Genomic DNA, 12920 nt, shown 5'->3' with positions numbered 1-12920 from the left:
GGGGGTCCGCGTATAGGCTGGGTGGAGCAACCGACGGCCTGGTGCCCCGGTGGGCACCCCGAGGGCTCCGACCCGCGGCACCCACCGTCGCGACCGGCCGGTCGCCTGCTCGGCCCCCCGCTCCCCCTGTGAGCGACCGGGTGCGTGCGACGGAATAGTTCATCGGTTGATCTTTGTTGTTCCGACGATGATCCGGGGCCAGGCTCCGGACGGGAAAGAGGTCCGGTGAACGCGTTCGTTCCTGCCAACCAGCCCCTCGAGTGGTCCCCCCTGGACGACCAGGCTGTCAAGACCATCAAGGCCCTCGCGGCGGACGCCGTCGAGAAGGTCGGCAACGGCCACCCGGGGACCGCGATCTCCCTCGCCCCCGCCGCGTACCTGCTCTTCCAGAAGGTCATGCGCCACGACCCCGCCGACTCGCACTGGGTCGGCCGCGACCGCTTCGTGCTCTCCGCGGGCCACTCCTCGCTCACCATCTACCTCCAGCTCTTCCTCGCCGGCTACGGCCTGGAGATCGAGGACATCGAGGCGCTGCGCACGTGGGGCTCCAAGACCCCCGGCCACCCCGAGTACAAGCACACCAACGGCGTCGAGATCACCACGGGCCCCCTCGGCCAGGGCCTCGCGTCCTCGGTCGGCATGGCCATGGCGGCCCGCCGCGAGCGCGGCCTGCTCGACCCGTCGACGGCTCCCGGTGAGAGCCCGTTCGACCACCACGTGTACGTCATCGCCTCGGACGGCGACCTCCAGGAGGGTGTGACCTCCGAGGCCTCGTCGATCGCCGGCCACCAGCAGCTCGGCAACCTCATCGTGATCTGGGACGACAACAAGATCTCGATCGAGGACGACACCGACATCGCGTTCACCGAGGACGTCCTCGCGCGCTACGCGGCCTACGGCTGGCACACCCAGAAGGTCGACTGGACCCAGGGCGGCACGGGCTACGCCGAGAACGTCGACGAGCTCGCCGCGGCCGTGGCCGCCGCGCAGGCCGAGACCGGCAAGCCCTCGATCATCGCGCTGCGCACGATCATCGGCTGGCCCTCGCCCACCAAGCAGAACACCGGCGGGATCCACGGCTCGGCCATGGGCGCCGACGAGATCCGCGGCCTCAAGGTCGAGCTCGGCCTCGACCCCGAGAAGACGTTCGACGTGCCCGCCGAGGTCCTGGCCTACACGCGTGCCGTGGGCGAGCGCGGCGCCGAGCTGCGCGAGCGCTGGGACACCGCGTTCGAGGCCTGGAAGGTCGCCAACCCCGCAGGCCACGCGCTGCTGCAGCGCCTCGAGGCCCGCGAGCTGCCGGCCGGCTGGACCGAGTCCCTGCCGACGTTCGAGGCCGGCAAGGACGTCGCGACGCGCGCGGCCTCGGGCAAGGTCCTCACGGCCCTGGCCGACACGTTGCCCGAGCTCTGGGGCGGCTCGGCCGACCTCGCCGGCTCGAACAACACGACCATGGACGGCGAGCCCTCGTTCGTCCCCGCCGAGCACGCGACCAAGAAGTTCCCGGGTCACGAGTACGGCCGCACGCTGCACTTCGGCATCCGTGAGCACGCCATGGGCTCGATCCTCAACGGCATCGTCCTGCACGGCGGTACCCGCGCCTACGGTGGGACGTTCCTCACGTTCTCCGACTACATGCGCCCCGCGGTCCGCCTCGCGGCCCTCATGGAGATCCCGTCCACGTTCGTCTGGACGCACGACTCGATCGGCCTGGGCGAGGACGGTCCCACGCACCAGCCGATCGAGCACTTCGCCGCGCTGCGCGCCATCCCCGGCCTCGACGTCGTCCGCCCGGCCGACGCCAACGAGACCGCGTGGGCCTGGCGCACGATCCTCGAGCACACCGACCGCCCGGCCGGGCTCATCCTGACCCGCCAGAACGTCCCGACGTTCCCCCGCGGCACGGACGGCTTCGCCGACGCCTCGGGCACCGCGAAGGGCGGCTACGTGCTGCTCGACACCGAGGGCACGCCCGACGTGATCCTCATCGGCACGGGCTCCGAGGTCCAGCTCGCGGTCGAGGCGCGCGAGCAGCTCGCGGCCGAGGGCATCGCGGCGCGCGTCGTGTCGCTGCCGAGCCGCGAGTGGTTCGACGCGCAGGGCCCCGAGTACCGCGAGAGCGTGCTCCCGGCCGCCGTCAAGGCGCGCGTCTCGGTCGAGGCGGGCATCGCCCAGGGCTGGCGCGACCTGGTCGGCGACGCCGGCCGCTCCGTGAGCCTCGAGCACTACGGCGCGTCCGCGGACTACAAGATCCTCTACCGCGAGTTCGGGATCACGTCCGAGGCCGTCGCCGCCGCCGCGAAGGAGTCCATCGAGTCGGCTCGCACCGGCGCCGCTCCCGGCGGTGTGGCGATCCCCTCGGTCGGTGGCACTGGCGACCAGCTCTGACCATCCGTAGATTCCAGGAGGGGGCGGGTCTCGCCCGCCCCCTCCTGGGACGTCCGTGAGGACGGCCGCCAGACGACGAGAGGGAGAACCGTGACCGTGCACCACAGCGCAGCGCCAGCACCCGTCCGCGAGCTGTCGGAGGCAGGTGTCTCCATCTGGTTGGACGACCTCTCCCGAGAACGGCTGCGCAGCGGCGGGCTCGCCGATCTCACCACGTCCCGTGCCGTCGTCGGCGTCACGACCAACCCCACGATCTTCGCGGGTGCGCTCGCGAAGGGCGACGCCTACGACGCGCAGCTCACCGAGCTCGCCACCGCCGGGACCGACCTCGAGGCCGCGGTCGAGCGGATCACGACCGACGACGTGCGCGCGGCGGCCGACGTCCTGCGCCCCGTGTACGACGCGACCGACGGCGTCGACGGCCGTGTGTCGATCGAGGTCGACCCGCGCCTGGCGCGCGACGCCGACGCGACCGTCGCGACCGCCGTCCGGCTGTGGCAGACGGTCGACCGCCCCAACGTCCTCATCAAGATCCCCGCGACCGTCGAGGGGCTCGACGCGATCGAGCGCACCCTCGCCCAGGGCATCAGCGTCAACGTGACCCTCATCTTCTCCCTGGACCGCTACCGCCAGGTCATGGACGCGTTCCTGTCCGGCCTCGAGCAGGCACGCGACGCCGGGCACGACGTGACGCGTATCGCGTCGGTCGCGTCGTTCTTCGTCTCGCGCGTCGACTCGGCCGTCGACTCCGCCCTGACCGCGATCGGGACCCCCGAGGCACTCGACCTGCGCGGCCGCGCCGCGATCGCCAACGCGCGGCTCGCGTACGAGGCCTACGAGCAGGTCGTCCAGACCGACCGCTGGCGCACGCTCGAGGCCGCGGGCGCCCACCCGCAGCGCCCCCTGTGGGCGTCGACGGGCGTCAAGAACCCCGAGTACCGCGACACCATGTACGTCGACGAGCTCGTCGCCCCGGGCGTCGTGAACACCATGCCGCAGGCCACTCTCGACGCGTTCGCCGACCACGGCGTCGTGCTGGGGAACACGGTCGCGGGCACGTACACGGCCTCGCGCTCGGTCCTGTCCACCATCGAGTCCTTCGGGGTCTCGCTCGACGAGGTCACCCAGCACCTCGAGGTCGAGGGCGTCGAGAAGTTCGAGGCGAGCTGGTCCGACCTCCTCGCGACCGTCTCTGACGGCCTGGCCCGCGCGCGCGGCGACGCGTCGTGACCCACGCCTTCCACCGGGGGCCCACGGAGGTCGGCACGGTCGTGGACGACTCCCGGGCACGCGCCGACCACCGCCTAGGCTCTATCCCGGTCCGCAGGACGGACCTTTCGACCATTCCAGCCCACGCCGACGAGAACGGTGACATCAGTTGAGACCGGCAAAGATCAGCGCAGAGCACAACCCGCTGCGCGACCCGCGTGACCTTCGACTCCCCCGCATCGCCGGGCCCAGCGGCCTCGTGATCTTCGGCGTCACGGGCGACCTCGCCCGCAAGAAGCTCATGCCCGCCGTGTACGACCTCGCCAACCGCGGGCTCCTCCCGCCCGGCTTCGCGCTCACGGGCTTCGCCCGCCGCGACTGGGAGGACCAGGACTTCGCCAAGGTCGTGCGCGACGCCGTCGAGCAGTACGCGCGCACCCCGTTCCGCGAGGCGACCTGGAAGCAGCTCGCCGAGGGCATCCGGTTCGTCCAGGGCGAGTTCGACGACGAGCAGGCCTTCGAGCGCCTGCGCACCACGGTCGAGGAGCTCGACAAGGAGCGCGGCACGGGCGGCAACCACGCGTTCTACCTCTCGGTCCCCCCGAGCGCGTTCCCCCTGGTCTGCGAGCAGCTCTCGCGCTCGGGGCTCTCGCGCTCGGGCGAGGACGCGTGGCGCCGCGTGGTCATCGAGAAGCCGTTCGGCCACGACCTGGCCAGCGCACGTGAGCTCAACGACGTCGTCTCCAAGGTCTTCTCGCCGGACTCGGTCTTCCGCATCGACCACTACCTGGGCAAGGAGACCGTCCAGAACATGCTGGCGCTGCGGTTCGCCAACCAGCTCTACGAACCCATCTGGAACGCGAACTACGTCGACCACGTCCAGATCACGATGGCCGAGGACATCGGCATCGGCGGCCGCGCGGGGTACTACGACGGGATCGGTGCGGCGCGCGACGTCATCCAGAACCACCTCGTCCAGCTGCTCGCGCTCACCGCGATGGAGGAGCCCGTCTCGTTCGACGCCGAGTCGCTGCGCGCCGAGAAGCTCAAGGTGCTCTCGGCCGTGCGTCTCCCGCGAGACCTGGGACGCCACACCTCGCGCGGCCAGTACTCGGCCGGGTGGCAGGGCGGCGAGGAGGTCGTGGGGTACCTCGAGGAGGACGGCATCTCGCCCGAGTCCACGACCGAGACGTTCGCCGCGATCCGCGTCGACATCGACAACCGCCGCTGGGCCGGGGTCCCGTTCTACCTGCGCACGGGCAAGCGCCTGGGCCGACGCGTGACGGAGATCGCGGTCGTCTTCAAGTCGGCGCCGCACCTGCCGTTCGAGTCCTCCGCGACGTCCGAGCTCGGCAAGAACGCGCTCGTGATCCGCGTCCAGCCCGACGAGGGCGTGACGATCCGCTTCGGCGCCAAGGTCCCCGGTACCGCGATGGAGGTCCGCGACGTCACCATGGACTTCGGCTACGGGCACGCCTTCACCGAGTCCTCCCCGGAGGCCTACGAGCGCCTCATCCTCGACGTCCTCCTGGGCGACCCGCCGCTCTTCCCGAGCCACGAGGAGGTCGAGCTGTCCTGGAAGATCCTCGACCCGATCACGGCGTTCTGGGAGTCCAAGGGCGCTCCGGAGCCGTACCGCTCCGGCACGTGGGGCCCCGCCTCGGCCGACGACATGATGGCTCGCGACGGTCGAACGTGGCGGCGTCCGTGACCGCGACCGTACCGATCTCCCGCCTGCCCCGGATCCCCGGCCGGACCTCGAACTGGAGCCTCACCTCATGATCATCGATCTCCCCGAGACGACGACCAATGCGGTCAACAAGCGCCTCGTCAAGCTGCGCGACGAGGGCGGCGCCGTGGCGCTCGGCCGCGTCCTGACCCTCGTCGTGCTGGCCGAGGAGGCCGACGTCGAGGACGCGGTCGCCGCGGCCAACGGCGCCTCGCGCGAGCACCCCTGCCGCGTCGTGGTCGTCGCCCCGGCGAACAAGCGCACGTCCGCCCGGCTCGACGCCCAGATCCGCATCGGCGGCGACGCGGGGGCCAGCGAGGTCATCATCCTGCGCCCGTCGGGCCCGCTCGTCGCGCACAGCGACACCCTCGTGATGCCCCTCCTGCTGCCCGACGCCCCGATCGTGGCCTGGTGGCCCCGCGAGACGCCCGACAACCCCTCGGCGGACCCGGTCGGCCAGATGGCCCACCGCCGCATCACCGACGCGGTCAACGCGGGCAAGTCGCTCCAGACGCTCCAGCACCTGAGCAGGAGCCACCACCCGGGCGACACCGACCTCGCGTGGACCCGCGTGACCCTGTGGCGCGGTCTCATCGCGGCAGCGCTCGACCAGCCGCCCTACGAGTCCGTCACGGCCGTCGAGGTGGAGGGCGAGGAGCACCACCCCTCGGTCGACATCCTCGCGGCGTGGCTCGCCCAGCAGCTCAGGTGCCCGGTCAAGCTGGTCCGTCGTCGCGGCGTCGAGGGGATCACGAAGGTGACCCTCGAGCGCAAGGGCGGCGCGATCGTGCTGTCCCGGCCGGACGGCCGCATCGTGACGCTGACCCAGCCGGGCCAGCCCGACCGCCGCATCTCGCTGCCGCTGCGGCAGCTCGAGGAGTGCCTGACCGAGGAGCTGCGCCGGCTCGACCCCGACGAGGTCTACGGCGAGGTCCTCACCAAGGGTCTCGCGAGGATCGGCGAATGACGGCCGACACGGGGACCGACGCGCGCGCGCACGGGGCGCGCCTCGTCGTCGTGCACCCCGACGCGGGGGTCCTCGCCGAGGCCGTCGCGGCTCGGCTGCTGACCCGCATCCTCGACATCCAGTCCGTCCGCACGCCCGTCCACGTCGTCCTCACGGGCGGCACGGTCGGGATCCGGTCCCTCGCCGCCGTCGCCGCGCACCCCGTGCGCGACGCGGTCGACTGGACCGGAGTGCACTTCTGGTGGGGCGACGAGCGCTTCCTGCCCACGGGCGACCCCGAGCGCAACGAGACGCAGGCCCGCGAGGCCCTCCTCGACCACCTGCCGACCCTGCCCCCGCAGAACGTGCACGCCATGCCCGCGCCGGGCGACGCCGTCGGGACCCCAGAGGTATCGGCCGCGCTCTACGCGGACGAGCTCTCCCGCTTCACGCCCGACGGCGGTGCGCACCTCCCGTTCGACGTCCTCCTGCTGGGCATGGGCCCGGACGGGCACGTCGCCTCGCTCTTCCCCGAGAACGCGGCGCTCGACGCGGACGGTGCCACGACCGGGGTGCACGACTCCCCCAAGCCGCCGCCCGAGCGCGTGTCGCTGACGTTCTCCGCGATCCAGGCCGCGCAGGAGGTCTGGGTCGTGGCCGCGGGGGCGGAGAAGGCCCCCGCGGTCGCCTCCGCACTGGCGGGCGACCCCGTGACGACGACCCCGGCGGCCGGGGCGCTGGGCACCCAGCGCACGCTGTGGCTCGTCGACCTCGCGGCGAGCCAGCACCACGCGCTGAGGCACTGACAGCCGGCGGACCGGACCAGACGACGGCACGGCGCACCGGCAGGACGCAGCCGACGACAGCACAGCGGGCCCCGTCCTTCTCGGACGGGGCCCGCTGTGCTGTGTACAGGCCCTGGAGGGCCCTTGCTGTGGGTGCGGACCGTTCACGGCCGCACGGGCACTGCCTAGCGGCCGCGGCGTGCCCGGAGCGCGGCGAGCGCCTCGTCGAGGAGGGCAACGCCGTCCTCGTCGCTGCGGCGCTCCTTCACGTACGCGAGGTGCGTCTTGTACGGCTCGTTGCGCAGCGCGCTCGGCGGGTTCGCCGGGTCCTGCCCCCCGGGCAGTCCGCAGCGCGGGCAGTCCCAGGTCTCAGGAGTGACGATCTCCACCTCGGACGAGAAGCTCGGACGCGTCTCGTGTCCGTTGGCACACCAGTAGGAGACCCAGACACGTGGGGCGACGTCGCCCCGCTCCGTCTCTCCCAGCGGACCGGCACCGACGCGCGACCCCTTGATAGCACTACCACCAGCCACGACTTCACTCCCCTGACTCACGACCGCCCGCGTACCGGGACGGTTCCACACCCTGTGCCGACGGCGTCGGCGCCGGGTCAGCTGACCTTCTGGATGAGCCCCAGAAGGATGATCACGACGGTCCAGGTGATCGCGAACGTGACGGTGATGCGGTTCAGGTTGCGCTCGGCCACGCCGGAGCTGCCGGCGCTGCTCGAGATACCGCCGCCGAACATGTCGGACAGGCCGCCGCCCTTGCCCTTGTGCATGAGCACGAGGAGGGTCAAGAAGCCGCTGGTGATGACCAGCAGGATCTGGAGAATGATGCGCAGCGCGTCCACGAGTACGTCCTTGGCTCTGGGTCCACGTCGAGAAGTCGAGAGCGGACCGCAACGGGTGTCCTGGACCGACCTGAGGCACAGGTACGGCACCGAGGACAAGGGTAGGCGACGCGGGCCCGATCCGACGAACCGTTCCGCCCGGCGGTCGTTGCTGCCGGGCGGGACGCCACGCCCCAGGGGCTACCGCGAGAAAAGGCCACCGCTCGCGCGGTGGCCACGCTGCCGGGCCGCGCCGTGCGGCGCGACCCGGCAGCGAAGGGGCTCAGGCCCCGTGGTGCGACTGGAAGCGCGCGATCTTCGCGAACTCCTCCGGGTCGAGGCTCGCGCCGCCGACCAGGGCGCCGTCGACGTCCTGCTCCTTCATGAGCTCGGCGATCGACGAGGACTTGACCGAGCCGCCGTAGAGCACGCGGACGGCGTCTGCCACCTCGGCCGAGTACAGCTCGGCGAGACGGGCACGGATCGCGCCCGCGACCTCCTGAGCGTCCTGCGGCGTGGCGACCTCACCGGTGCCGATGGCCCAGACGGGCTCGTACGCGATGACGACCTTGGCGGCGTCCTCCGCGGACAGGCCCTCGAGCGCGCCGTCGACCTGCGCGAGCGTGTACGAGACCTGCTCGCCGGCCTTGCGGATGTCGAGCGCCTCGCCGACGCAGATGATCGGGACCAGGCCCTGCGCGAGCGCGGCCTTCGACTTGGCGTTGACGAGCGCGTCGTCCTCGCCGTGGTACTGGCGACGCTCCGAGTGGCCGATCGCGACATAGGTCACGCCCAGCTTGCTCAGGAACACGGGCGAGATCTCCCCCGTGTAGGCGCCCGAGACGTGCTGCGAGACGTCCTGCGCGCCGTACGTCAGCTCGAGCTTGTCGGCGTCGACCAGCGTCTGCACGCTGCGCAGGTCCGTGAACGGGACCAGGACGGTGACCTCGACGGCCGAGAAGTCGTGCTTGGCGTCCTTGAGGGCCCAGGCGAGCTTCTGGACCGTGTGGATGGCCTCCTGGTGGTCCAGGTTCATCTTCCAGTTGCCCGCGATGAGCGGGGTACGTGCATCAGTCATGGTGTGTCTACCTTCTGTGAGCCGTGAGGCTGCGGTGGTGGGGTCAGGCCTCGAGGACTGCGAGCCCCGGCAGGGACTTGCCCTCGAGGAACTCCAGGCTCGCGCCGCCACCGGTCGAGATGTGGCTGAAGCCGGCCTCGTCGAAGCCGAGGATGCGCACTGCCGCGGCGGAGTCGCCACCGCCGACGATCGTGAACGCGCCGTTCGCCGTCGCGTCGACCAGGGCCTGCGCGACGGCACGGGTGCCGCCGGAGAACGCCTCGAACTCGAAGACGCCCGCGGGACCGTTCCAGACGACCGTCTTGGCGTCCACGATCTTGCTCGCGAAGAGCTTCTGCGAGTCGGGACCGATGTCCAGGCCGATCTTGCCGTCCGGGATCGCGTCCGCGGGCACGACCTCGTAGGGAGCGTCGGCGGCGAACGAGTCCGCGGCGAGGATGTCCGTGGGCAGGACGATCTCGACGCCGGCCTTCTCGGCGTCCGCGAGGTAGCCCTTCACGGTGTCGATCTGGTCCGTCTCGAGGAGCGAGTTGCCCACCGAGTAGCCCTTGGCCGCGAGGAACGTGAAGACCATGCCGCCACCGATCAGCAGGCGGTCAGCCTTGGTCAGCAGGTTGGCGATGACACCGAGCTTGTCGGAGACCTTCGACCCGCCGAGCACGACGACGTAGGGGCGCGCGGGGTCCTCGGTCGCCTTCTTGAGGGAGTCGACCTCCTTGAGGACCAGCTCGCCGACCGCGGACGGCAGCACCTTGGCGATGTCGTAGACCGACGCCTGCTTGCGGTGCACGACGCCGAAGCCGTCGGACACGTACGCGTCCGCGAGCGAGGCGAGGTCCGCGGCGAGCGACTCGCGCTCTGCGTCGACCTTCGAGGTCTCCCGAGCGTCGAAGCGGATGTTCTCGAGCAGCGCGACCTCGCCGTCCCCGAGCGCGGCGACCGTGGCCTTGGCGGACTCGCCGACGGTGTCGTCCGCGAGCGTCACGGGGGCACCGAGCAGCTCGCCCAGGCGGGCCGCGACGGGAGCGAGGGAGTACTTGGCGTCGGGCTCACCCTTGGGACGTCCGAGGTGCGCGGTCACGACGACCTTCGCACCGGCGTCGGTCAGCCGCTTGAGCGTGGGGAGCGCGGCGCGGATGCGGCCGTCGTCCGTGATGGTCGTCCCGTCGAGGGGGACGTTGAAGTCCGAGCGGACGAGCACGCGCTTGCCGCGCAGGTCGCCGAGGGAGTCGATGGTCTTCATGAGCACACTCCTGGTCTGAACAGGGTCGAAACAGGTCACGTCACACATGACTGCGTCCGCGTGCATGGGCGGCCAACCGGGCCGGCCACGCACGCGGACGCAGAATTCACCTCACGTCACGAAGGACGGAGATCAGAGACGAGCACCCACGTACTGCGTGAGCGAGACGAGCGAGCTGGAGTAGCCCCACTCGTTGTCGTACCAGGCGACGACCTTGACCAGGTCGCCGCTCACCTTGGTGAGCTTCGAGTCGAAGATCGAGGTGTGCGGGTCCGTGACGATGTCCGAGGAGACGATGTCGTCGTCGACGTACTTCAGGACGCCCTTGAGGGGGCCCTCAGCAGCAGCCTTGACCGCAGCGTTGACCTCCTCGACCGTGACGGTCTTCGAGGCGGTGAAGGTGAGGTCCGTGGCCGAGCCCGTGATGACGGGGACGCGCATCGCGAAGCCGTCGAGCTTGCCCTTGAGCTCGGGGAGCACGAGGGCGACGGCCTTGGCCGCACCGGTCGAGGTGGGGACGATGTTCTGCGCGGCCGCACGGGCACGACGCAGGTCCTTGTGGGGGCCGTCCTGGAGGTTCTGGTCACCCGTGTACGCGTGGATCGTGGTCATGAGACCGCGCTCGATGCCGATCGCGTCGTTGAGGGCCTTGGCCATCGGGGCGAGGCAGTTCGTGGTGCACGACGCGTTGGAGATGATGTGCTGCGTCGCGGGGTCGTACTGCTCGTGGTTCACGCCGACGACGAAGGTGCCGTCCTCGTTCTTCGCCGGAGCGGAGATGATGACCTTCTTGGCGCCGGCCTCGATGTGAGCCTTGGCCTTGGTCGCGTCGGTGAAGAAGCCGGTCGACTCGATGACGATGTCAGCACCGAGCTCGCCCCAGGGCAGGTTCGCCGGGTCGCGCTCCTCGAGGGCACGGATGGCCTTGCCGTCGACGATGATGTTGTTCTCGTCGAAGTCGACGCTCAGCGGGAAACGACCCAGGACGGTGTCGTACTTCAGCAGGTGCGCGAGCGTCTTGTTGTCCGTGAGGTCGTTGACACCCACGATCTCGATGTCCGCCCCCGACGCGATGATGGCGCGGAAGAAGTTACGTCCGATACGACCGAAGCCGTTGATACCGACGCGGATGGTCACAATGCCCTCCTCAGGGCGCGCCGGTGTTTCCGACGCACACGGTTGATGCCGAACGATCACGTACTACGGCGTACGTAGGTGGTAACGGCGAAGTACTCCCCCACTGGATGCCTCGCGGCGTGGACTCCGGGAATCTCGCAGGGCCACAGCGACAGCTGCGACTCAACAGGGTCCCGAAGACCTCAGTGAAGGAGCACGTCTTTGTCACCTGACATCCCCGATCCTATACCCGATCCTCCCCATCCCGTGACCTGGAGGCGGATCTGAGACGCCCACGGACGCACCGTGGGAATGTGACCGGGGTCCGAGACCGACGTCACACCGGGCGTGTCGCACGCCGGGCGCCGACGACGCGACGAGGGGCCCGCACCGTGCGGTGCGGGCCCCTCGTCGGCGTGTCGTCGGGGCCCGCAGGCACCGCGGGCGCGCGTGGCGCGGACCGCTCAGACGTCGAGCAGGTCCGGGCTCAGACCTGCCTCGGTGTCGGGGATCCCGAGCTCGGCGGCCCGCTTGTCGGCCGTGGACAGGAGCCTGCGGATACGACCCGCCACGGCGTCCTTGGTCAGCGGCGGCTCAGCGAGCTGCCCCAGCTCTTCGAGAGAGGCCTGCTTGTGGGCGAGGCGCAGCTCCCCGGCCTCCCGGAGGTGGTCCGGCAGGTCAGGACCCAGGATCTCGAACGCGCGCTCGACCCGGGCCCCTGCCGCCACGGCGGCACGCGCCGACCTGCGCAGGTTCGCGTCGTCGAAGTTCGCGAGCCGGTTTGCCGTCCCGCGCACCTCGCGGCGCTGCCGCCGCTCCTCCCAGACGACCACGGTCTCGTGGGCCCCCAGGCGGGTCAGCATCGCGCTGATCGCCTCGCCGTCCCGGATCACGACGCGATCCACCCCGCGGACCTCGCGCGCCTTCGCGGCGATCCCGAGTCGCCGGGCGGCGCCGACCAGCGCGAGCGCGGCCTCGGGCCCCGGGCAGGTGACCTCGAGGGCCGACGAGCGCCCCGGCTCCGTCAGCGAGCCGTGCGCGAGGAACGCGCCGCGCCACGCCGCCTCGGCCTCCCCGACCCCCGCCGAGACCACCTGCGGCGGCAGCCCGCGCACGGGGCGGCCCCGGTTGTCGAGCAGGCCCGTCTGTCGGGCGAGCGACTCGCCGTCCTTGACGACCCGCACGACGTACCGGCTCCCCCGGCGCAGCCCCCCGGCCGAGACCACGATCAGCTCGCTGGTGTGCCCGTACACGTCGCTGATCGTCTGCCGGAGCCGACGGGCGGCGATCGCCGTGTCCAGCTCCGCCTCGATCACGATGCGCCCCGAGATGATGTGCAGCCCTCCCGAGAACCGCAGCGTGGCAGAGACCTCCGCCTTGCGGCAGGAGGTCTTGTCCACCTTGAGTCGCGCGAGCTCGTCCTTCACCTGTGCCGTCAACGCCATGGCGACATCCTCCCATCAACGAGCAACGATCGTGACCGCCTTCTGCCAGGAGCCGCCGCACGACGCGCCCCCGCGCCGATCGCACGGCTGACGCCGGTCGTGCCCGCATAGGGGCCGGGGGCGCTGTCGCCGATCGACGGCCGACGGTC

Annotated in this window: 11 protein-coding genes; 5 read left to right on the top strand and 6 right to left on the bottom strand. The window is 71.1% G+C overall.

Annotated features, from left to right (window positions below; translation table 11 throughout):
- The first annotated feature begins 225 nt into the window (after window positions 1–225).
- The 5 genes from tkt (at window position 226) to pgl (ending at window position 7078) form a co-directional block, all read left to right on the top strand.
- Window positions 226–2388, top strand: coding sequence for a transketolase (tkt, locus tag JOD48_RS10065; RefSeq protein ID WP_191790346.1), 2163 nt, complete (start codon window positions 226–228; stop codon window positions 2386–2388).
- Window positions 2389–2478: 90 nt separating this feature from the next.
- Complete coding sequence (tal, locus tag JOD48_RS10060) at window positions 2479–3618, top strand: transaldolase (protein WP_307824084.1); 1140 nt, start codon at window positions 2479–2481, stop codon at window positions 3616–3618.
- A gap of 148 nt (window positions 3619–3766) precedes the next feature.
- Entirely contained in the window at window positions 3767–5308 is a 1542-nt protein-coding gene (zwf, locus tag JOD48_RS10055; RefSeq protein ID WP_191790345.1) for a glucose-6-phosphate dehydrogenase, read from the top strand.
- Between the two features lie 67 nt (window positions 5309–5375).
- A complete protein-coding gene (gene opcA / locus JOD48_RS10050) occupies window positions 5376–6293 on the top strand; it encodes a glucose-6-phosphate dehydrogenase assembly protein OpcA (protein ID WP_191790344.1) in 918 nt (305 codons plus the stop codon).
- Window positions 6290–7078, top strand: a complete 789-nt coding sequence (pgl, locus tag JOD48_RS10045; RefSeq protein ID WP_191790343.1) for a 6-phosphogluconolactonase — start codon at window positions 6290–6292, stop codon at window positions 7076–7078. Before opcA ends, pgl begins: the two co-directional genes overlap by 4 nt.
- 164 nt (window positions 7079–7242) lie before the next feature.
- On the opposite strand, the gene JOD48_RS10040 is transcribed toward pgl, so the two are convergent.
- The 6 genes from JOD48_RS10040 to whiA form a co-directional block, all read right to left on the bottom strand.
- On the bottom strand, window positions 7243–7590 hold the full coding sequence (locus JOD48_RS10040) for an RNA polymerase-binding protein RbpA (protein WP_191790342.1): 348 nt from the start codon (window positions 7588–7590) through the stop codon (window positions 7243–7245).
- Between the two features lie 77 nt (window positions 7591–7667).
- Window positions 7668–7910 (bottom strand): preprotein translocase subunit SecG, encoded by a 243-nt coding sequence (gene secG / locus JOD48_RS10035; RefSeq protein ID WP_191790341.1) that lies wholly within the window; start codon window positions 7908–7910, stop codon window positions 7668–7670.
- A gap of 262 nt (window positions 7911–8172) precedes the next feature.
- A complete protein-coding gene (gene tpiA, locus JOD48_RS10030) occupies window positions 8173–8967 on the bottom strand; it encodes a triose-phosphate isomerase (protein WP_191790340.1) in 795 nt (264 codons plus the stop codon).
- A 43-nt stretch (window positions 8968–9010) separates the two neighbouring features.
- Complete coding sequence (locus tag JOD48_RS10025; RefSeq protein ID WP_239527377.1) at window positions 9011–10210, bottom strand: phosphoglycerate kinase; 1200 nt, start codon at window positions 10208–10210, stop codon at window positions 9011–9013.
- A gap of 132 nt (window positions 10211–10342) precedes the next feature.
- Window positions 10343–11347, bottom strand: coding sequence for a type I glyceraldehyde-3-phosphate dehydrogenase (gene gap / locus JOD48_RS10020; RefSeq protein ID WP_191790338.1), 1005 nt, complete (start codon window positions 11345–11347; stop codon window positions 10343–10345).
- 443 nt (window positions 11348–11790) lie between these two features.
- Window positions 11791–12771: a DNA-binding protein WhiA gene (gene whiA, locus JOD48_RS10015; RefSeq protein WP_191790337.1), complete on the bottom strand. Its 981-nt coding sequence runs from the start codon at window positions 12769–12771 to the stop codon at window positions 11791–11793.
- Between the last annotated feature and the right edge of the window lie 149 nt (window positions 12772–12920).

This window comes from Oerskovia paurometabola, from assembly GCF_016907365.1.
GTDB classification, from domain to species: Bacteria; Actinomycetota; Actinomycetes; order Actinomycetales; family Cellulomonadaceae; genus Oerskovia; species Oerskovia paurometabola.
Note: the sequence above shows the minus strand (reverse complement) of the source record. Positions and strands in the feature narration are given on the sequence as shown.

Excerpts from the sequence above, each read along its gene's own strand:
- opcA (WP_191790344.1), top strand. The coding sequence starts at position 5,376 with ATGATCATCGATCTCCCCGAGACGACGACCAATGCGGTCAACAAGCGC.
- pgl (WP_191790343.1), top strand. The coding sequence starts at position 6,290 with ATGACGGCCGACACGGGGACCGACGCGCGCGCGCACGGGGCGCGCCTC.
- tpiA (WP_191790340.1), bottom strand. The coding sequence starts at position 8,967 with ATGACTGATGCACGTACCCCGCTCATCGCGGGCAACTGGAAGATGAAC.
- JOD48_RS10025 (WP_239527377.1), bottom strand. The coding sequence starts at position 10,210 with ATGAAGACCATCGACTCCCTCGGCGACCTGCGCGGCAAGCGCGTGCTC.
- whiA (WP_191790337.1), bottom strand. The coding sequence starts at position 12,771 with ATGGCGTTGACGGCACAGGTGAAGGACGAGCTCGCGCGACTCAAGGTG.